Source organism: Streptomyces acidiscabies, from assembly GCF_020010905.1.
Classification (GTDB): domain Bacteria; phylum Actinomycetota; class Actinomycetes; order Streptomycetales; family Streptomycetaceae; genus Streptomyces; species Streptomyces acidiscabies.
Map to the genome: position 1 here is coordinate 4,465,987 of NZ_JAGJBY010000002.1, position 20,174 is coordinate 4,486,160.

The 20,174-nt window shown below is 71.3% G+C and carries 17 protein-coding genes and 1 pseudogene; 11 read left to right on the forward strand and 7 right to left on the reverse strand.

The genetic code is table 11. From position 1 onward, the window contains the following. The first annotated feature begins 9 nt into the window (after window positions 1–9). From J8M50_RS45875 to J8M50_RS45890, 4 genes are read left to right on the forward strand one after another with little or no spacing between them, the layout of a single operon-like run. Window positions 10–837 (forward strand): class II glutamine amidotransferase, encoded by an 828-nt coding sequence (locus J8M50_RS45875; RefSeq protein ID WP_010358768.1) that lies wholly within the window; start codon window positions 10–12, stop codon window positions 835–837. Continuing rightward, entirely contained in the window at window positions 825–1,499 is a 675-nt protein-coding gene (locus tag J8M50_RS45880) for a protein glxC (RefSeq protein WP_010358767.1), read from the forward strand. Before J8M50_RS45875 ends, J8M50_RS45880 begins: the two co-directional genes overlap by 13 nt. Before the next feature lie 15 nt (window positions 1,500–1,514). Next, entirely contained in the window at window positions 1,515–2,834 is a 1,320-nt protein-coding gene (locus J8M50_RS45885) for an FMN-binding glutamate synthase family protein (RefSeq protein WP_010358766.1), read from the forward strand. Continuing rightward, window positions 2,831–3,901, forward strand: a complete 1,071-nt coding sequence (locus J8M50_RS45890; RefSeq protein ID WP_010358765.1) for an FAD-dependent oxidoreductase — start codon at window positions 2,831–2,833, stop codon at window positions 3,899–3,901. Before J8M50_RS45885 ends, J8M50_RS45890 begins: the two co-directional genes overlap by 4 nt. 99 nt (window positions 3,902–4,000) lie before the next feature. Here the strand turns inward: J8M50_RS45890 and J8M50_RS45895 are convergent, their stop codons facing one another. The 3 genes from J8M50_RS45895 to J8M50_RS45905 all read right to left on the reverse strand — a co-directional run bounded on the left by J8M50_RS45895 (window position 4,001) and on the right by J8M50_RS45905 (window position 6,029). Beyond that, window positions 4,001–4,825, reverse strand: coding sequence for an enoyl-CoA hydratase/isomerase family protein (locus J8M50_RS45895; protein ID WP_010358764.1), 825 nt, complete (start codon window positions 4,823–4,825; stop codon window positions 4,001–4,003). An 84-nt stretch (window positions 4,826–4,909) separates the two neighbouring features. Beyond that, the gene (locus J8M50_RS45900) at window positions 4,910–5,407 is read right to left on the reverse strand and encodes a winged helix-turn-helix transcriptional regulator (protein WP_100216898.1); all 498 of its coding nucleotides are present in this window, start codon (window positions 5,405–5,407) and stop codon (window positions 4,910–4,912) included. Between the two features lie 163 nt (window positions 5,408–5,570). Further along, window positions 5,571–6,029 (reverse strand): winged helix-turn-helix transcriptional regulator, encoded by a 459-nt coding sequence (locus J8M50_RS45905; protein ID WP_010358762.1) that lies wholly within the window; start codon window positions 6,027–6,029, stop codon window positions 5,571–5,573. A gap of 79 nt (window positions 6,030–6,108) precedes the next feature. Between J8M50_RS45905 and J8M50_RS45910 the strand changes: the two are divergent. The 3 genes and pseudogenes from J8M50_RS45910 to J8M50_RS45920 form a co-directional block, all read left to right on the forward strand. Next, window positions 6,109–6,798 (forward strand): annotated as a pseudogene (locus J8M50_RS45910) (SDR family oxidoreductase); the annotation flags it as partial. A gap of 33 nt (window positions 6,799–6,831) precedes the next feature. Continuing rightward, window positions 6,832–7,131, forward strand: a complete 300-nt coding sequence (locus tag J8M50_RS45915; RefSeq protein WP_223786490.1) for a DUF1330 domain-containing protein — start codon at window positions 6,832–6,834, stop codon at window positions 7,129–7,131. Between the two features lie 219 nt (window positions 7,132–7,350). Further along, window positions 7,351–8,031, forward strand: coding sequence for a helix-turn-helix domain-containing protein (locus tag J8M50_RS45920; RefSeq protein WP_010358760.1), 681 nt, complete (start codon window positions 7,351–7,353; stop codon window positions 8,029–8,031). Here J8M50_RS45920 and J8M50_RS45925 read toward each other — a convergent pair. Then, entirely contained in the window at window positions 8,000–8,368 is a 369-nt protein-coding gene (locus tag J8M50_RS45925) for a GatB/YqeY domain-containing protein (RefSeq protein ID WP_010358759.1), read from the reverse strand. The genes J8M50_RS45920 and J8M50_RS45925 overlap by 32 nt on opposite strands. Before the next feature lie 96 nt (window positions 8,369–8,464). Between J8M50_RS45925 and J8M50_RS45930 the strand changes: the two genes are divergently transcribed. Together J8M50_RS45930 and J8M50_RS45935 are read left to right on the forward strand one after the other, a co-directional pair. Beyond that, window positions 8,465–8,977 carry a hypothetical protein gene (locus tag J8M50_RS45930; protein ID WP_010358758.1) on the forward strand — a complete coding sequence of 171 codons (513 nt, stop codon included), beginning with the start codon at window positions 8,465–8,467 and terminating at the stop codon, window positions 8,975–8,977. 582 nt (window positions 8,978–9,559) lie between these two features. Beyond that, entirely contained in the window at window positions 9,560–15,142 is a 5,583-nt protein-coding gene (locus J8M50_RS45935; protein ID WP_010358757.1) for a type I polyketide synthase, read from the forward strand. A 101-nt stretch (window positions 15,143–15,243) separates the two neighbouring features. Here the strand turns inward: J8M50_RS45935 and J8M50_RS45940 are convergent, their stop codons facing one another. The 3 genes from J8M50_RS45940 to J8M50_RS45950 form a co-directional block, all read right to left on the reverse strand. Continuing rightward, window positions 15,244–15,849, reverse strand: coding sequence for a hypothetical protein (locus J8M50_RS45940; RefSeq protein ID WP_223786440.1), 606 nt, complete (start codon window positions 15,847–15,849; stop codon window positions 15,244–15,246). 309 nt (window positions 15,850–16,158) lie between these two features. After that, the gene (locus tag J8M50_RS45945; RefSeq protein ID WP_010358755.1) at window positions 16,159–16,917 is read right to left on the reverse strand and encodes an SDR family NAD(P)-dependent oxidoreductase; all 759 of its coding nucleotides are present in this window, start codon (window positions 16,915–16,917) and stop codon (window positions 16,159–16,161) included. A 75-nt stretch (window positions 16,918–16,992) separates the two neighbouring features. After that, window positions 16,993–17,979 (reverse strand): Rieske 2Fe-2S domain-containing protein, encoded by a 987-nt coding sequence (locus tag J8M50_RS45950; protein WP_223786441.1) that lies wholly within the window; start codon window positions 17,977–17,979, stop codon window positions 16,993–16,995. A 162-nt stretch (window positions 17,980–18,141) separates the two neighbouring features. Between J8M50_RS45950 and J8M50_RS45955 the strand changes: the two genes are divergently transcribed. Next, window positions 18,142–18,429, forward strand: coding sequence for a hypothetical protein (locus J8M50_RS45955; RefSeq protein ID WP_010358751.1), 288 nt, complete (start codon window positions 18,142–18,144; stop codon window positions 18,427–18,429). 86 nt (window positions 18,430–18,515) lie between these two features. Further along, complete coding sequence (locus tag J8M50_RS45960; RefSeq protein ID WP_010358750.1) at window positions 18,516–20,171, forward strand: L-lactate permease; 1,656 nt, start codon at window positions 18,516–18,518, stop codon at window positions 20,169–20,171. The last annotated feature ends 3 nt before the right edge of the window (window positions 20,172–20,174 follow it).

Genomic DNA, 20,174 nt, shown 5'->3' on the forward strand with positions numbered 1-20,174 from the left:
GGACTTGCGATGTGCGGAATCGTGGGGCTCCATCTGCGGGAGCCCTCTCTCGAACCACGGCTCGGTGAACTGCTCGCCGCGATGCTGGGTCAAGTGGCCGAACGCGGACCGGACTCGGCGGGAGTCGCCATCTACGGCGACCCTCTCCTGTCGCCGCCCGGCGTCGTCACGACCAGCCTGCTCGGGGTCTCTCCGGGCGATGTTAAGGACAGTTCTGCGGTTGTTCTGGGTGCCACGACCCTGGTTCAGACGGACCACTTCCCGGACGCCACCGTGATCGGCTCCGGCGAGGGCTTCGCTGTCCTCAAGGGCGTAGGAAACCCGGTCGAGTTGGCGGAGACCTTCGGGCTCGCCCGCGTCACAGGGCACCAGGCCCTCGGGCACACGCGTATGGCCACCGAGTCCGCCGTCACCCCCGAAGGTGCCCACCCCTTCTCCGTCGGACCCGGCCAATGCCTCGTCCACAACGGGTCGTTCGCCAACCACGCCACCATCCGCCGCGAACTCCGCGCCCAGGGCGTCGAGTTCGACAGCGAGAACGACTCCGAGGTGGGCGCGCGGTTCATCGCCCACCAACTCGCCCGGGGCGCCGACCTGGAGAAGGCGCTCAAGCTTCTGTGCGAGCGGTTCGACGGGTTCTACACCCTCCTCGTCACCACCCACGACTCCTTCGCCGTCGTCCGCGACGCCATCGCCTGCAAGCCGGCGCTGATCGCCGAGACGGACGACTGGGTGGCCATGGCGTCCGAGTACCGCGCACTCGACGTCCTGCCCGGCGTCGAACACGCCCGCATCTTCGAACCCGAGCCGGAAGAGGTGTACGTATGGCGACGCTGATCGACCTCGGGGCGACGTCGGTACGCGAGCTGAACGCCGCGCTGCACAGTGCCGACGCGGAGTCGTGGCGGGTGGCTCATCCGCGTGGCGCACATGCCGTGGCCTGCGGGATCCGCGTCGGCCACACCGTCGACATCGAGGGGCATGTCGGCTACTACTGCGCCGGGATGAACCAGCGCGCGACTGTCACCGTGCACGGCAACGCGGGTACCGGGGTCGCCGAGAACATGATGTCCGGGACCGTGCGGGTGCACGGGAACGCCTCGCAGTCGGCGGGGGCGACCGCGCACGGCGGGTTGCTGGTCATCGACGGGGACGCCGCCGCGCGGTGCGGGATCTCCATGAAGGGGGTGGACATCGTCGTCGGGGGGAACGCCGGTCACATGAGCGCGTTCATGGGGCAGGCGGGGCGGCTCGTGGTGTGCGGGGACGCGGGGGACGGGCTGGGGGACTCGCTGTACGAGGCGCGGATCTATGTGCGGGGGACGGTCAAGTCCCTGGGCGCGGACTGCGTGGAGAAGGAGATGCGGGGTGAACACCTCGCGGAACTCACGGAGTTGCTGAAGACCGCCGAACGGGACGAGGAACCGGGGGAGTTCAGGCGGTACGGATCGGCCCGGGAGCTGTACCACTTCAAGACCGGCAACACAGCGTCGTACTGAGGGAGTCGATCGACCATGGAACCCGCATCCCACGGCCTGCGCGAGTCCGCCACCTTCGACCGTGCCACCATCCACGCCATCCAGCGCGCCGCCGAGACCGGTGTCTACGACATCCGGGGCTTCGGCGCCAAGCGGAAACTCCCGCACTTCGACGACCTGTTGCTCCTCGGCGCCTCCATGTCCCGCTATCCGCTGGAGGGTTACCGCGAACGCTGCGACACGGACGTCGTCCTCGGCACCCGGCACGCCAAGCACCCCCTGCACCTCGCGACCCCGGTCACCATCGCCGGCATGAGCTTCGGCGCGCTCTCCGCGCAGGCCAAGGAGGCGCTGGGCCGGGGTGCCAGCGAGGTGGGGACCTCGACGACGACCGGCGACGGCGGCATGACCCCCGAGGAGCGCGGCCACTCGAAGCACCTCGTCCACCAGTACCTCCCGTCCCGCTACGGCATGAACCCCGACGACCTGCGCGCCGCCGACGCCATCGAGGTGGTCCTCGGACAGGGCGCGAAACCGGGCGGCGGCGGCATGCTGCTGGGCCAGAAGATCACCGAACGCGTCGCTGGCATGCGGACGTTGCCGGTCGGCGTCGACCAGCGCAGCGCCTGCCGCCATCCCGACTGGACCGGCCCCGACGACCTCGCGATCAAGATCCTCGAACTGCGCGAGATCACCGACTGGGAGAAGCCGGTCTATGTCAAGGTCGGCGCGACGCGCACCTATTACGACGTGAAACTCGCCGTGCACGCGGGCGCCGACGTCGTCGTGGTGGACGGCATGCAGGGCGGCACGGCCGCGACGCAGGACGTGTTCATCGAGCACGTCGGCATCCCCACCCTCGCCGCGCTCCCTCAAGCCGTGCGCGCACTACGGGAGTTGGGTGTCCACCGCGAGGTCCAGCTCGTCGTCTCCGGCGGCATCCGCTCCGGCGCCGACCTCGCCAAGGCGCTCGCGCTCGGCGCGGACGCGGTCGCCATCGGTACGGCCGCGCTGATCGCGCTCGGCGACAACCATCCCCGGTACGACGCCGAGTACCGCGAACTCGGCTCCGCGGCAGGCTACTTCGACGACTACCAGGACGGCCGCGACCCCGCCGGGATCTCCACGCAGGACGAGACCCTCGCCGCCCGCCTCGACCCCGTCGCCGCCGGGCGCCGCCTCGCCAACTTCCTGCGGGTGATGACCCTGGAGGCCCAGACCCTCGCCCGCGCCTGCGGCAAGAGCCACCTCCTGCACCTCGAACCCGAGGACCTCGTCGCCCTCACCATCGAGTCGGCGGCCATGGCCCGCGTCCCCCTCGCCGGGACCGACTGGATCCCCGGAGCGGGTCTGTGATCGCCGTCGTCGGCGCCGGACTCATGGGCGCGGCCACCGCCTGGCAGCTCGCCCGGCGGGGCCACGAGGTCACCCTCGTCGAGGCGCACGACATCGGTCACCGGCACGGGAGTTCACACGGCAGCTCCCGCATCTTCCGCCGCGCCTACGCCGATCCGCTGTACGTCGGCCTCACGGGGAGGGCGTACGAGGAGTGGCGCGAGCTGGAGGGGGACAGCGCGACTCCCTTGCTGCGGACGACCGGTGGCCTCGACCTCGGGGAGGGGCGCGACCCCGAGGCGCTCGCCGGGGTCCTGGAGGGGGCCGGGGTGCCGTACGAACTCCTCGGCGCCGAGGCGGCGTTGGAGCGGTGGCCGTTCATCCGGTTCGACGGGGCCGTGCTGTACCACCCCGGCGCCGGGGTGGTGGACGCGGATGCGACGGTCGCCGCGTGTGTGCGCAGGGCGGGGGAGTTGGGGGCGCAAGTCCTCACCGGGGTACGGGTGGTGGGGATCAAGGACGGCCGGGTGGGGTTGGCGGACGGGCGGGAGGTCGTCGCGGAGACGGTGGTCGTGGCTGCCGGTGCGTGGCTTCCCGACCTCGGACTGTCCGTCGTACTCCCCGAGTTGAGGGTGACGCAGCAGCAGGTATTCCACTTCCGCCAGCGCCAACCGGCCGATGAGTGGCCGGTGTTGGTCGCGAAGGACGCGGACATGCAGGTGTACGGGCTGCCTTCGGGGAGCGACGGGGGAGCGGGGCCCGCGATGAAGGTCGCCGAGCACGACCGGGGGACACCTACGACGGCCGGCACCCGCACCGGGATCGTCGACTCCGGCTCCCGTACCCGGATCACGACGCTGGTGGAGGACCGCTTCCCCGGCCTGGACCCCGACCCGGTGGCCGAAGCGACCTGCCTCTACACCACCACCCCCGACGAGGACTTCGTGCTCGACCGCCAGGGCTCGCTGGTGATCGTGTCCCCGTGCTCGGGACACGGGGCGAAGTTCACGCCGCTGATCGGGGCGATGGCGGCGGACCTGGCCACGGGGAAGGGGGTACCGCACCCGAGATTCCGGCTCGGAAGGTGAGGAGGCACGGGCGCAGTGCCCCCGAGGCATCCGGACATCCAGACCAGCGTGCCGCGCATGCCCCCATGGAGCAGGTGACGGCACGAACACCCGAGCGGCTCAGAACCTCTCGGCGACGTGCTTGCCGAGATCGAGTTCGATTCCCTGGGGCTGCTGCAAGCCGCGTTCGAAGAGGCTGCGCACGTGATCCGCGTTCTCCGGGCGCCCCCCTGTGCGCCTGATGGCGGCCAGAGCGGCGGCGAAGTCCCCCGCCGGGATCGCGGTGGCCGCGTCGACGAACTCCTTCGTGCCGGAGACCGCGGCCTTGTCGAAGCCCGCGATGCGGCGGGCGAAGGTGTCGACGAAGTCGTCCAGCTCGTCCTCGGGAAGAACGCGGTTGACGTAGCCGTATTCGGCGGCGAGCTGGGCCGGGAAGTCGTCTCCTCCCACCACGATCTCCATCGCGCGGCCCCGGCCCACCAGCTCGGCCAGTCGCCCCATCGGGTTGCCGCCGGGTACGGCGCCGAAGCCCACCTCGGGCTGTCCCAGGATGGCGTTGCTGCCGGCGAAGCGGATGTCCGTGTTCAGGACGAACTCGCTTCCCGCTCCTCGGGCACGGCCCTTGATGGCCGAGATCGTGACGGCCGGGACCCTGCTGAGGCGCAGCAGGCTGTCCGGGTAGGGGAGGAGTCCGGTGGGACCCGGCGCCGTGGTGTAGAAGCGCTGCATGTCGGACTGGAGGTCGAAGTGCGCCATGAAGAAGTCGGGGTTGGCGCTCTGGAACACCACGACGGTCAGATCGGGGTCCTGCTCCATGCGGGTCACCAGATCGCCGAGCTGCTCGACGGTGTCCAGATCGATGAGGTTGATCGGGTCGTTCTCGAAGGTCACCTTCCAGTAGGACGGCGACACCGCGTGTACGTGAAACTGCGACTGGTTGCTCATGGAGACGACTCTAGGGGGCCTAGATTTAAAAATGCAATCCAGAAGGAGTGTGACGTGCCCCCATGCTTGTTGGCGGGGGCGCGTTCAGCCGGACTGGTCGAAGGGTGAGTTCTGAGGGTCGGGTGCCGCCGTCAGCGACACGTCCTCCATGGGAACCTCGCGACCGTCCTCGTCGAGGAACCCCACGTGGACGGCCCGCCCCGTGGAGAGGGTCCGCTGGCAGGCGGAGGGGCCCGAGGGCCGCGGGCGGTGACGGTCACCCCACTGCTGCAACGCACCGAGGACGGGCTGAAGTTCGAGCCCGGCCGGCGTGAGGTGGTAGCTCTGCCGCGGCCTGCTGCCGGCCTCCTGGTACGTCAGCGTCCGCAGCACTCCGGCGTCGACGAGAACCTTGAGCCGGTCGCTGAGCAGGTTCGACGCGATGCCGAGAGCCGACCGGATCTCGGCGAACCGGTGCCTGCCGTAGAGGACTTCACGCAGCACCAGCAGAGTCCACCGCTCGCCGAAGATCTGTAGGCTCCGCTCCATCGAGCACGCCGGCTCGTCATCCATGGAGCCGGACAGCTGCCTTCCTGACGGCACGGAACACCTCCACATCGATGCCGGGTACTCGTTCCGGTGGCCACATACACCCTGCGGCGTGCACCGTACGCCTGAGTTTACTATCACTAGCCAGACGGCATGTACGCCTGCCGGGGCACGTGCACGGAGCCCGCAAGGAGGGGCGCGTGGAACTGGAGCTGCGCTACTTCCGGCTCGGGGAGATGGCGGTCGGGATCAGTGCCACGGAGCTTTCGGCGACCTCGTTTCCGTCGTCGTCGATGAACCCGACGTGCACCGGTCGTCCGGAACCCTCGACCTGGCGCAGGATGCTCGGCCCGTCCGGCCACGGCAGGTGCTTGTCGCCCCATTGCTGAAGGGCGAGCAGGACGACGAGGAGTTCCCGGCCCGCATCCGTGAGCACGTACGAGAAGCGAGCCCGCTCTCCCGGTTCCCGGTAGGGCACCTTCCCCATCACGCCGTAGGTGACCAGCGTGTTCAGGCGTTCGGTGAGTACGTCCGGCGCCACCCCGAGCCCGCTGCGGAACTCCGAGAACCGGCTCGACCCCGTCACGGCCTCGCGCAGGATCAGAAACGTCCAGCGCTCGCCCAGTACGCCCAGGCTGCGGGCGATGGCGCAGCTGTCATTCGGAATCTTGCCCATGCTGCAAGCCTACCCTGGGTTGTTTCTTCCAACCCAGAGGGGCTAAGTTGGAAAAACCTATCCAGCAGGGAGTTGTGCCATGCAGATCGAAGGACGGACCGCACTGGTCACCGGGGCGAACCGTGGCCTGGGCCGTCACCTGGCGAAGCAGTTGCGCGACCGGGGCGCGACCGTCTACGCAGCCGCCCGCAATCCCGCAGCCGTCGACCTCGACGGCGTGCAGCCGATCGCCCTCGACGTGACCGACCCCGCCTCCGTCGCCGCAGCGGCAGAGGCGACCGGCGACGTGTCGATCCTGGTCAACAACGCCGGTTCGGCCACCTCCGCGTCGCTGCTGACGGGCGACCTGGCGGACATCCGCCTGGAGATCGACACCCACTACCTCGGCACCTTGGCGGTCACCCGGGCATTCGCCCCCCAGCTCGGCGCTCACGACAGCAGCGCGGTGCTGAACATCCTGTCGGTCGCGTCCTGGGTCAACTTCCCCGACATCGGTGCCTACAGCGTCGCCAAGTCGGCCGCCTGGTCCATGACGAACGGGCTGCGCCAGGAACTCGCCCCGCAGGGCACCCAGGTCTCGGCGCTGCACGTCGGGTACATGGACACCGACATGACCTCCGGCCTCGACGCGCCGAAGGCCGACCCCGCGGACATCGCACGCATCGCCCTCGACGGTGTCGCCGCCGGCGCCCCTGAGATTGTCGCCGACGAGACCAGCAGGACCGTACTCGCGGGTCTGTCCGGAGGGGTCGGCGCGCTCTACCCGCAGGCCGGCCCACAGAACCGCACGCCCGCTTACGTCATCGTCAACTTCGATGTGCTCGACGAGGAAGCCGGCGCGGCCTACGCGGCCGTGGCCCAGCAGTCCATCCGCAGCCACGGCGGCCACTACGTGGTCGCGGGACCCACGCCCGAGCCCGTCGAAGGCGACTGGGACTCCTCGGGGTTCGTGGTCATCGAGTTTCCCGGCATGGACCGGATCCGGGAGTGGTACGACTCCGCCGAGTACCGGCGGGCCAGGGAGATACGAGCAGGCAAGGCGCGGGTGACCATGCTGTTCGCCGAGGGCGCACCGCCTGAGGGCCTCTCCCGCCCGGCCTAGCCCTGCCGGGAAGGGCTCAAGGTGTCCGACGGGCGCACGCCGACGACCAACACCACGACCGGGCGCGCATCCGCGCCGCACGCCGCCGCCCCACCGGAGCCACCCCCGCCACTCTCAAAGCCGGCCCGCCTCAAAGCCGCCGCCCCTCAGAAACCGGCCCTCAGGAACCGCCGCCCCTCAAAACCTGCCCCGCCGACCCCCCGAGGCAGAATGACCCGCATGACGACCGACCCCCGCCCCGCCGACCCGCAGGAAGCCGACCTGCACGAACACGCCGCCGTCCTCCCCGACCGCGAGGTCGATCCCGGTGCGGCGGCGCAGGCGCTCGGGCTGGAGGCCGTCATCGGGCGCCAGGTCAGGGAGTACCGTACGGCCGCCGGTCTGTCGATCGCCGAGATGGCGTCCCGCGTCGGCCTCTCCAAGGCGATGCTCTCGAAGATCGAGAACGCGCAGACCTCGTGCAGCCTCACGACCCTCGGCCGCCTGGCCAACGGCCTCGGCATCCCCGTAACCGCCCTGTTCCGCGGCCTCGACGCCGACCGCGAGGCGGTGTACGTCCCGGCGGGCCACGGCGCGCGCATCGTCCGCCGGGGCAGCCGGGTCGGCCACCTCTACGAACTCCTCGGCGCCCTGCGCGGCCCCCACAAACGCATGGAGGCCGTCCTCGTCACCCTCACCGAACAGAGCGAGGTCTTCCCCCTCTTCCAGCACCCCGGCACCGAACTCCTCTACATGCTGGAGGGCGAGATGGTGTACGGCCACGGCGAATCCGCCTACACCCTGCGCCCGGGCGACGCCCTCCAACTCGACGGCGAGGGCCCGCACGGCCCGCAGGAACTCGTGACGCTCCCCATCCGTTTCCTCTCCGTCACGGCGTTCGGGGACCACCACCCGCAGTAGCTTCCAGGAACCGCAGCAACACCTGAGCCTCGGCGAGCAGCCGCTCCGCATGCGCGGTCCCCTCCACCTGCCCAGCCGCCCCGAGCCGCTCGTCGACCTCACCGCGCACGATCCGTACGACGTCCCCCTCACCCAACACCCGCCGCTGAGCCTCCGTAGCCCCGACCCCCACCGGCACAGCCTCGATCGCCTGCCCCCGCAGCGCCGCCGAGTCCACCCGCACGGCCTCCGCGTTGTCGAGCGCGGCCAGCGTGGCCCGCAGCGCGCTCACCGCGACCTTGTCGCGCGCACGCATGGCATCGGGAAGAGCCTGCCGAAGAAGATCACGAAGAGACATGCCCGGACCCTACGAGCCCTCCCGGAGCCTCACAACCGGATTGTCAGTGCCGGTCATTACGCTCGACAGCGGCTGACCTGACGAGGAGCACACCTCATGCGACCACCGGCGGACCTGGACGACATCCAGTGGCACACCCTGACCCACGCGTACGGCACCGCCGAGGACGTACCGGCCCTGATCCGAGCCCTGTACGAGGGCGGCGAGCAGGCGCAGGAGGCGCTGGGCGAGCTGTACGGCACGGTCTACCACCAGGGTTCCGTGTACGAGGCGTCCGCACCGGCCGTCCCCTTCCTCGCCCACGCCGCCCGCCACGCCCCGGCCCAGCGCGCGAGCCTCCTCATGCTGCTCGCCGCCCTCGCCGACCACACCCCCGAGGACACCGAGTCCCGCCAGTGGCCCGGCAGCCCGGTCGCCGCGATCTGCGCCCCCTCGGCACCGCCGCCGCCCCGATCCTCCCGGTCGTCGAACCCCTCCTGGACTCCCGCAGCGACTGGATCCGCCTCGCGGCGGCCGAGGTCCACCACTGGGCGACCGGCTCCCCCGACCGCGCGGTCCCGGTCCTGGCGGCCCTGGTCGGCCCCAGCCCGGTCGGGCTCGACGCGCTGAGGACCCTCACGGAGATCGGCCGGTGCCCCGAAGACCTCCGTCCCGCCCTCCGCGAACTGCTCTCCCCCCGCCGCCTCCTGTACACCGGCGAGCGAGACGCCGACGGCGAACTCCGCGCCCTCGCCCGTACGGCGCTCACCCATGGCGCCGTGCCGCCGAATAGAGAATGACGCCACCTGCGACCAAAATTCGCGTGAACGACGGAAGGGCGGAAGGAGGAGCGGCCAGAATTCGGTTCTACGGCGGTGAACGGTCTGGAGTAGGTGAAGTCCTTCCAGGTCAGGCATGACGGCCGCTTCACGGACATGTTGCCCGGACGTGAAGTTGAAGCATATTCATATTGTGAAGGGCCTTCACGAATTCCCCGTTAAAACGAGGGATTTATGGACGGCCTTTCGTGAGTGGACCGATTGCCATTCCTGGTTATATGTTGAGCTCGCCGTCCGGGATTTTCCAGCGAATACGCTTGACGAAGGTCGCGGATTCACGGAAGGACGGCGGGCGTGAACGCCCCGGAACCTACTCACTTTGCGACGACGCTGCGACGGCGGAGCGGTCGGCGTATCCGAACATGGGACGTATATGACCAACGGCGAAGCCCTGCGCGCCCGCCTCACCGAGCCGGCCCCCACCACGCGGCACGGCGTCCTGCTGGACCTCCTCAAGGAGGAGATCGCGCGGACGACGGACAGCGGCGGACACGTCGACGTCCAAACGCCCTGGCGGCGCCTCGGCGTCTACCGGGACGTCGCCCAGCGCCTGCGCGACCGCGTCGCCGAGGCCACCGGCCTGCGCATCCCCGCCACCGCCCTGTTCGACTACCCGACGCCCCTGGCCTTCGCCGAATACCTGACCGGCCGCCTCACCGGCGCCGCCCGCCCCCGACAGGCCGGCGCCACCGACGCGTACGACACCCGGGACACCGACCCCGTCGTCATCGTCGGTCTCGGCTGCCGCCTCCCCGGCGGCGCCGACTCACCGGAAGCCCTGTGGCGCCTGGTCGACGAGGGCCGCGACGCGATAGCCGGGCTCCCCGAGGACCGCGGCTGGGACCTCGCCGGCCTCTACGACCCCGACCCGCAGCAGCACGGCACCGCCTACACCCGCTACGGCGGATTCCTCACCGGAGTCGGCGACTTCGACCCCGGCTTCTTCGGCATCGGCCCCCGCGAGGCCACCGCCCTCGACCCCCAGCAGCGCCTCATGCTGGAGATCTCCTGGGAGGCCATGGAGCGCGCCGGCATCGACCCGCACACCCTGCGCGGCACCAACACCGGCGTGTTCACCGGCGTCTCCCTCCAGGACTACGGCCCCGCCTGGCACGAGGCCCCCGAAGAGGCCCAGGGCCAGCTGCTCACCGGCAACGCCCTCGGCGTCGTCTCCGGCCGCATCGCCTACACGTACGGCTTCGAGGGCCCCGCCCTCACCATCGACACCCAGTGCTCCTCCTCCCTCGTCGCCCTGCACGTCGCCGCCCAGTCCCTGCGCACCGGCGAGTGCGACCTGGCGCTCGCCGGGGGCGTCACCGTCATGTCGACGCCGGGCATGCTCCTGGAGTTCAGCCGAAAACGGGGCCTCGCCCCCGACGGACGCTGCAAGGCGTTCTCCGCCGACGCGGACGGCACCGGCTGGGCCGAGGGCGCCGGCGTCGTCATCCTCCAGCGCCTCTCCGACGCCCGCCGCGACGGGCACCGCGTCCTCGCGGTCCTGCGCGCCACCGGCACCAACCAGGACGGCGCCAGCAACGGCCTCACCGCCCCCAACGGCCCCTCCCAGCAGCGCCTCATCCAACGCACCCTGGCCGCAGCCGGGTTGACCCCGGCCGACGTGGACGCCGTCGAGGCGCACGGCACCGGTACCGCCCTCGGCGACCCCATCGAGGCGGGCGCCCTCATCGGCGCCTACGGTCAGGACCGCCCCGAGGACCGGCCCCTGCGCCTCGGCTCCCTCAAGTCGAACATCGGCCACACCCAGGCGGCGGCGGGCGCGGCAGGCGTCATCAAGATGGTCATGGCCCTCCAGCACGAACGCCTCCCGCGCACCCTGCACGCCGAGACCCCCTCCCCGCACGTCGACTGGAGTTCGGGGAGCGTCGAACTCCTTCACCAGCCGGTCAGCTGGCCCCGCACCGACGAGCGGCCCCGCCGCGCCGCCGTCTCCGCGTTCGGCGTCAGCGGCACCAACGCCCACGTCGTCATCGAGGAACCGCCCGCCGACACCCCGGCCGCCGGACACCCGGCCGCGCTCGTCGTCTCCGCCCGCACCGAGGACGCCCTCAAGGAACAGTCCGCCCGCCTCGGCACCCACCTCGCCGGCCACCCCGGTCTGCGCCTCACCGAAGCCGCCGCCACCCTCGCCGGGCGCGCCCGCTTCGAACACCGGGCGATCGTCGTGACGGAGGACCGCGACAACGCCGTACGAGCACTCCTGACGGGCACGGGGCCGCATGTCACCCGCGGCAGTGTCTCGCCGCGCGTCGCCGACGGGCGGCTCGCCGTGCTCTTCACCGGGCAGGGCGGCCAACGGCACGGCATGGGGCGGGAGTTGTACACCGCGCATCCGGTGTTCGCCCGCGCTCTCGACGAGGTGTGCGCCCGGATGGACGCTCACCTCGAACACCCCCTGCGCGATGTGATGTTCGCACCCGAAGGCGCCGAACTCGCCGGGCTCCTCGGCGAGACGGCCTACACACAGCCCGCGCTGTTCGCCTACGAGACCGCGCTGCTGCGGCTCGTGGAGTCCTGGGGAATCGTGCCGGACGTCCTGCTCGGACACTCCGTCGGGGAGCTGACCGCCGCGTACGCCGCCGGGGTCTGGTCGCTCGACGACGCCTGCGCGCTGGTCGCCGCGCGCGGGCGGCTCATGCAGTCCTGCCGGACCGGCGGGGCCATGGCCGCGATCCAGGCCACCGAGGACGAGGTGCTCGCCGGCCTCGCCGCGTACGGGGAACGGGCCGTCGTCGCCACCGTCAACGGGCCCGCCGCCACCGTCATCGCCGGGGACGCCGACGCGGTGGACGAGATCGCCGGGCTGTGGCGCGAACACGGGCGCAAGACCAAGCGGCTGACGGTCAGTCACGCTTTCCACTCGCCGCACATGGACGGCATGCTCGCGGAGTTCCGCGACGTCGCCGCCCGCGTGGGATACCGCTCCGCCCGGCTGCCGGTCGTCTCCAACCTCACCGGGCGCGTCGCCACCGACGAGCAACTGTCCTCGCCCGACTACTGGGTCCGCCACGTACGGGAGGCCGTCCGGTTCTCCGACGGGGTACGCACACTGCACGAGGAGGGGGTCACCGCCCACCTCGAACTCGGGCCCGACGCCGTGCTCAGCGCGATGGGCCCCGGCTGCCTGCCCGACGACGCCGTCTTCGTGGCCGCCGCCCGCGCGGGCCGGCCCGAGACCGTCACCCTCCTCACCGCTCTCGCCGAACTCCACGTCCAGGGCCTGGCCGTCGACTGGAGCGCCCTCCACCCCGACGCCCACCACGTCGACCTGCCCACCTACGCCTTCCAGCGGCGCCGGTACTGGCTCGAACCCGCGACCCGTACGGCCGCCCCGGCGATCCCCGCGACCAGCCCCGCCGACCTGCGGTACCGCGTCACCTGGCGGCCCGTCGTCCCCGAGCCCACCGCCGCGCCGCCCACGCTCAGCGGCACGTGGCTGCTGCTGACTCCGCCCACCGGAGCCGGTGAGGAACTCGTCGCGCGCGTCGCCTGGACCGTCGACCGGCGCGGGGGGCGCGCCGCCATCGTGCCGGTCGACGCACAGCACGCGGAACGGGGGCGTGCGGCGGAGCTACTGGATAAGCAACTGGCCGATGCAGGTGGGGAGTTCGGGGGTGTGCTGTCGCTGCTCGCGCTCGATCCCACCGACGGGCTCACCCTGACGTGTGCTCTCGTCCAGGCGCTGGCGGATCTCGATGTCGCGGCGCCGTTGTGGTGCGCGACGCGCTCGGCCGTCACCGTGACCGAGGGCTTCGGCTCCGAAGGTTCCGGTGCCCCGCAGCGGGACGTCGTCGGCTCACCCGACCAGGCCATGGTGTGGGGTCTCGGCCGCACCCTCGCCCTGGAACGCCCGCGCGGCTGGGGCGGCCTCATCGACCTCCCCGCCGTCCTCGACGACGAGGCCACCCTCTGGCTCGGCACCGCCCTCACCGCCCCCGAGGGCGAGGACCAACTCGCCGTCCGCACCGGCGGGTTGTACGCCCGACGCCTCACCCGGGCCGCCGAAGCCTCCGACGTCGCCGGCACCGACTGGCGTCCGCGCGGCACCGTCCTCGTCACCGGCGGCACCGGCGCACTCGGCGCCCGCGTCGCCCGCCGACTCGCCGAAACCGGCGCCCAGCGCCTCGTGCTGACCAGCCGCCGGGGCCAAGAGGCGCCCGGCGCCGCCGAGTTGGCCGCCGAACTGACCGCCCTCGGTGTCGACGTCCGGGTCGAAGCCTGCGACATGTCCGACCGCGACCAGGTCGCACACCTCCTCCAGGCCATCCCCGACGGGGAGTTGACTGCCGTCGTCCACGCCGCCGGAGTCGTCGGCCGGTTCGCGCCGCTCACCGACCTGGACCCCGGCGAGTTCGCGGCCGGCGTCGCCGCCAAGGCCACCGGCGCGGCCCTCCTCGACGAACTCCTCGGCGACACACCGCTCGACGCGTTCGTCGTGTTCTCCTCCATCTCCGCGACCTGGGGCAGCACCGGCCAGACCGCGTACGCCGCCGGGAACGCCTACCTCGACGCCCTCGCCGCACACCGCCGGGGACGGGGACTCGCCGCGACCTCCGTCGCCTGGGGCCCCTGGGCCGAGACCGGCATGGGCGCCGAGGAAGGCATGAGCCGCTTCCTCGCCCGGCGCGGACTGCCGCCCCTCGACCCCGGCACCGCCGTCGACGAACTCTGGCGGGCCGTCGGCGCGAGCGAGACGAGCCTGACCGTCGCCGACGTCGACTGGGACCGGTTCCTGCCGCCGTTCACCGCGACCCGGGAGACACGGTTCTTCGACGAGATCGCGGTACACCGTCAGGAGTCCCCTTCCGGTTCCGGTGAGACCGAGCAGGTCACCACGACCGCCGACCCCCTCCTCACCGTCCGCACCGAAGCCGCCGCCGTCCTCGGGTACGCCTCGCCCGACGACATCAGCCCCACCCGCCGCTTCCTCGACCTCGGCTTCGACTCCCTCACCTCCGTCCAGCTCCGCCGGCGGCTCATCACCGCGACCGGGCTGCCGCTCGCCACGCCGGTCGTCTTCGACTACCCCACACCCGAGGAACTCGCCCGGCACATAGGCGAGTTGGCCGCCTCCGAGAAGCCCGTGAGTACGGTCGCCGAGAGCGAGGGGCTCGGCGTACGCGGTCTCTACCGGCGGGCCTGCGAGATCGGCAAGTTCACCGAAGGCATCCGGATCCTCCAGGCCGCCGCCAAGCTGCGTCCCGTGTGCCACGACGCCGCCGGCTTCGGACGGCCGTACGACGTCGTACGCCTCGCGTCGGGGCCCGCCCGGCCCGCGCTCGTCTGCCTGCCGTCCATGGTCGCGCCCTCCGGTCCGCACAACTTCGCGCGGCTCGCGCTGCATCTGCACGGGCGGCACGACGTGTACGCCCTTCCGCTGCCCGGGTTCGGGGACGACGACCCGCTGCCGGCCAGCAGTGAACTCGTCGTCGAGATGCACGCCGACGCGGTGCTGCGCGAACTGCCCGACACGCCGGTCGCCCTGGCCGGGTACTCGTCCGGCGGGTGGCTCGCGCACGCCGTCGCCTCCCGGCTGGAGGCCCGGGGGCATGCCGTGCGGGCCGTCGTCCTCCTCGACACGTGGTTCCCTCAGGACGACATCGCCGAGGACCAGGTCCAGGAACAGCTCCAGGGCATCGCCGTCAACGCCCACGCCTTCGCCCTCATGACCGAGGCGCAGGTCACCGCGCAGGGGGCGTACCTCGAACTCTTCGACGGCTGGCAGCCCCAACCGGTCTCCGCACCGGTCCTCCTCGCACGCGCCGCCGAGCGGATGCCGCAGCGGGGCGAGGCGGAGGGGGACGCGCCGCGGGGGTGGAGCGCGGAGTGGGACTTCGCGCACGACACGGTCGATGCGCCGGGGAATCATCAGACGATGATGAACGAGCATGCGGCTGGTACGGCTGCGGCTGTGAGCGAGTGGCTGAGGGGACTGTAGGCAGGGCATGGAGGGGACGGGGTTGTGATGACCCCGTCCCCTTGGACTCGATGGCGCGGCCTTGCCAGGTTCCTGTGCAGGGGGACTGTGGGACTACGTGCCTACGCGCCGAAGAACTCCGTGAGTCCCCGTGCCGAATCCGCCGCCACGGTCACGTTCGCCGCACCCGCCACCAGGACGGCCGGCGCGAGCACCGTACCGAGAACACCGAACGCACCCAGCACCCGTCGCGTACGCCGGTCGCCGACCTCCGTGAACCTCCTCCACGACACCACGCTGACGGCGACCAACCCCACCGCCACGATCCCGGCGATCACGGCCATCGACACGTGATACCGCGCGTTGTCGCTGATCATCTCCGTGAGTGCGGGTGAGGCGGTGTCCGGGTTCGCGGCCAACTCCGTCCTGACCTGGTCCAAGGTCCCGGCCAGCTCCCCGCCCCGCGTCCCGACCGGCACCATCGTCAACGCGGAGGTGAACGGCGCGACAGCGCCCTGCACATTGGCAGCCGCGACGACGAGAGACAGCAGCCCGACCCCGGTGACACAGACCCCGGCGACCGCGAGCCCACCCCTCCGTACCCCCTCACTGCGCAGAAACGCCCGCCACACCACCACCCCGAGCGCGGCCAACACCCCCAACAACGCCAACGCGATGAGCGCCTTGGCCACATGGAACCGGAACCAGTACTCGACGACACCCCCCATCCCCGACGAGTAATCCCCGCTCCCGGCAGCCCAGTACCGAACAAACCCCTCCTCCACGGCCCCCACAAGCGCCCGTTGATCAGAGAACCCACTCTGCGACCCGTCGTCGGCAAGCAGATGCGGCCCGAAGTACACGCCGGGCACAAGAAACACGGCGAGAGGCACAAGCACACGAGCGGACGACAAGGGCGCTACGACGTTACTGGACAAGGCACTTCCTAGGGCACGGGAGGACAACGCCCTTCACCTTCCCGCACCCACCCCCCTGGATCACTACGGCCGACCACCCACTCGTACCGGGGGTTTGCCCTACCACCCCGGCCGAGCGCTCACACCCCCGTCCACCGGAAGGTCCACCCCGGTGATCCACGCCGCCGCGTCGGACGCGAGGAACACGCACGCCGCGCCGATGTCGGCCGGGCTGCCCAGGCGACGCAGGGGAGCCGCAGCCTGCCAGCGGCCGACGCCCTCCGGCCAGGACTCCGTGAGGCCGGGGCGGTCGATGAGGCCGGGGGAGACGGTGTTGACGCGGATGCCGAGAGGGCCGTACTCCAGGGAGGCCGCGCGGGCGTGCATGATCAGGGCCGCTTTGGAGACGCTGTAGTGGGTGTGGCCGGGGGAGGGGCGGGTGCCCTCGATGGAGGCGATGTGGATGATGCTGCCGCCCCCTTGCCCCGCCATCACCGCCGCCGCCTCCTGCGTACAGGCGAACGCGCTGGTGACATTGGCCTGTTGAAGCTCCTGCCACTCGGCGACGGTCAGCTCCGCGAGCCCCTTCACCGGCTGGATCCCCGCGTTGTTGACGAGCACGTCCAACCGCCCCCGCCACCCCACCGCCTCCCCGACGACCCGCCGGCACTCCTCCTCCCGCGTGAGATCCCCGCTCACCACCACCGCGTCCCCGATCTCCCGGGCCAACTCCCCGGCGACCCCCACGGCTTGACGGCAGTGCAGCACCACCGACGCCCCCGCACCGGCGAGTTGACGGGCGATGCCCTGCCCGATGCCACCACTGGCCCCGGTGACGAGGGCGATACGGCCGGCCAGCGGCCCGGACGTGTCGGTCACGGCGTTCCCTTCCTCAGGACGAGTCGAGGTCCCCATACTGGTACGCCGACTCGGAGCCGGGCCGCATCACCTGGCTCAGACCGGCGGATAGAACTGCGCGTACCACCGCCGCAACGCCCGTATCCCCTGCTCGTGCGGCAACAGCACCGGCCGCGCCAGATGTACCTTGTGATCCCAGATCCGCACCTCGTCCCGCACCTCGCCCAGCGCCTGCGTACGGAACACCAGCTTCAACAGCGGCGTCAGGAAAGGCAGTCGGCGCGGCTTGCGCACGTAATACAGCATCCGCAGCTCACTGGTCCGCTCGTCGACGGGCGTGCTCAGCGCGATCGCCGTCAACGACAGCACCGGCCCCTCCGTACGGACGACCATGACCCCCGGCCCGTACATGAACGCGTCGAAGGTGTTGTCGATGTCCCACCGCAGCACCCGCCGCCCGATCCGCCCCCGCGCCTCCGCGAACGGCCCGTCCTCCTTCCACTCCTGCGCCAGCGGCTCGGGCTGGCCGTGGATGAAGTGGAAGTGCGACTCGTCGACGATGTTCTCCCGCATCTCCTGCACGTGGACACGGGCCCGGCAGGTGTCCTCGACCGGCGCCGCGTACCCCCGGTCGAGAGCCTCCGGAATCCCCGGCACCTCCCACTCGGGCTCGCCCGGCCCGACGTACACGAACACCAGCCCGCTGTGCTCCCGCACGGGAAACCCGCCGAGCGACACCTTCGGCACCCGCACCGCGAACGGCGCCTGGACACACCGCCCGTCCACCCCGAACCGCCACCCGTGGAACGGACACTCCACCGTCCCCTCCACGACCTTCCCGCCCGCCCCCAGATGCGCCCCGTAGTGCGGACAGTGCGCGTCCAGCACGGCAGCCCGCCCGTCCTCCCCGCGGAACGCGATCAGCGCCCGCCCGAAGTAGTGCAGACTCACCACCCGCCCGGCCCGTAACTCCCCGCTGCGCGCCACCGCGTACCACCCGTACGGCACGCTCGGCATCGGATACGCGTCCGCCCGGGGATCGCGCGGAAGCTTGGTCAGGTCTTCACCACGCCGTGATCGCATGCGGCGATGTTAACGGCCCTGAACCATTCAACTACCCCTACGTGCAAGGGAGTTGGCAAAAACACGCAAGCCGTGGCCTGTTGCCAAGGGTGACGTAACCGCCCCGCTGGGTAGGCTCCGCGCGACCGACTGACGACGCGACGACAGGAAGGGCGGACCCCCGTGACCGACGGCCCCGAGCGCGAGAAGGCCACCGTCAGGATCCCCAAGGAGGCGATCGAACCCTTCGTCGCCGCCCTCCAGGTCGGCATGGCCGCCATGGTCGAGGACGCGGGCGGCCTGGAGTGGTACTACCCGATGGGCCAATGGGACCAGGAACACGTGGAGTTCGCCCTGGTCCCGGACGCGGACGAGGTCATGGTCCGGATGTCCTCGGACCGGGCCCACGCGATCGCGCTGCCGATGAGCACATGGCACGAACTGGTGGGGCAGGTGGCGCTGCCGGAGTGAGGTGACGGCGCCATTGACGGCCTCGGACGCGTGTCCTACAAGTTGACGACCGGAACATCGCGTCACTGCCGCACCAGGAGGCCCGCATGTACCGCCAGGTCCTCGACCCGCTGGCCGGATCGCTGTACTGGTCCGCGCTCCTCGCCGCGTTACCGCTGCTCACGCTGTTCGTCCTGCTCGGTGCCTTTCGTGTGCGCGCACAGTTCGCGGCGCTGTCCGCGCTCGCCCTCGCGCTCGCGCTGGCCGTCTGGGTCTGGGACATGCCGAGTTCGCAGGCATTGTCCGGCGCGGTCGAAGGCGCCTTCTACGGGCTGTTCCCCGTCCTGTGGATCCTCGTCAACGCCCTCTGGATCTACCGGATGACCGAGGTCACCGGCTGGTTCGCCGTCCTGCGCCGCTCCTTCCGCACCGTTTCCACCGACCAGCGCGTCCAGGGCATCCTCATCGCGTTCTGCTTCGGCGCGCTCATCGAGGCCCTCGCCGGATTCGGCGCGCCCGTCGCCATCACGGCCGTGATGCTGGTCGCCGTCGGGATCGCCCCGCTGAAGGCGGCGACCGTGGCTCTGGTGGCGAACACCGCGCCGGTCGCCTTCGGCAGCATGGCCGTACCGCTCACCACTCTCGCCGGGGTGACGGGGCTGCCGCTGGACGACCTCGGCGCGATGGCGGGACGCCAGACGCCGCTCATCGCCGTGTTCGTACCGCTGGTGCTGGTGTTCCTCCTCGACGGGCGGCGCGGAGTGGGGGAGACGTGGCCGGTCGCGGTGGTCGCCGGGCTGACCTTCGGGATCGCCCAGTTCGCCGCATCGAACTTCATCAGCGTCGAGGTGACGGACATCGTGGCGGGGGTGGTGGCGCTGGTGTCGGTGCTGGGGTTCCTGCGGGTGTGGCAGCCGGCGCGGGTGACGGTGGGCGGGGGGATCGACACGTACTCGGACGCGGACACGTACGGCGACGGCGGCACCCGAACCGGTCCCGCTGCCGGCAAGGACGAGTCCGCGAACGGCAGCGCGCTCATGGCCTTCGCGCCGTACCTCGTCATCGTCGCCCTCTTCGCCCTCACCCAACTCGGCCCCGTCAAGGACTGGTTGGCCGTGCACGGCGTCGTCACGTTCTCCTGGCCCGGGCTCGACGTCCAGACGCCCGCCGGGCAGCAGGCCGGAGCCGTCACCTTCAAGCTGGAGCACCTCAAGGCGGCCGGCACGATCCTGCTGGTCGCCGGGCTCCTCACCATGGCGCTGTACCGGCTCGGCCCCGGCCGCGCGGTCAAGGCGTACGGCGCGACGCTCCACCAACTGCGCTGGACCGTCGTCACCGTCACCTCCGTCCTCGCGCTGGCCTGGGTGATGAACCTCTCCGGCCAGACCGCGACCCTCGGCACGGCCCTCGCCCAGACCGGCGCCGCGTTCGCGTTCTTCTCCCCGATCGTCGGCTGGCTCGGCGTCGCGGTCACCGGCTCCGACACGTCCTCCAACTCCCTCTTCGGCGTCCTCCAGGTGACGGCCGCCCACGAAACGGGCCTCGACCCCGTCCTCCTGGCCGCCGCGAACTCCACCGGCGGCGTCCTCGGCAAGATGCTCTCCCCCCAGAACCTCGCGGTGGCCGCCGCCTCCATCGGCATGGCCGGCAGCGAGAGCGTCATCTTCCGCAAGGTCCTGGGCTGGAGCCTGGGCCTCCTCGCCGGCTTCGCCCTGATCGTGTACCTCCAGTCGACGCCGGTCCTGGACTGGATGACGGTGTGAGAC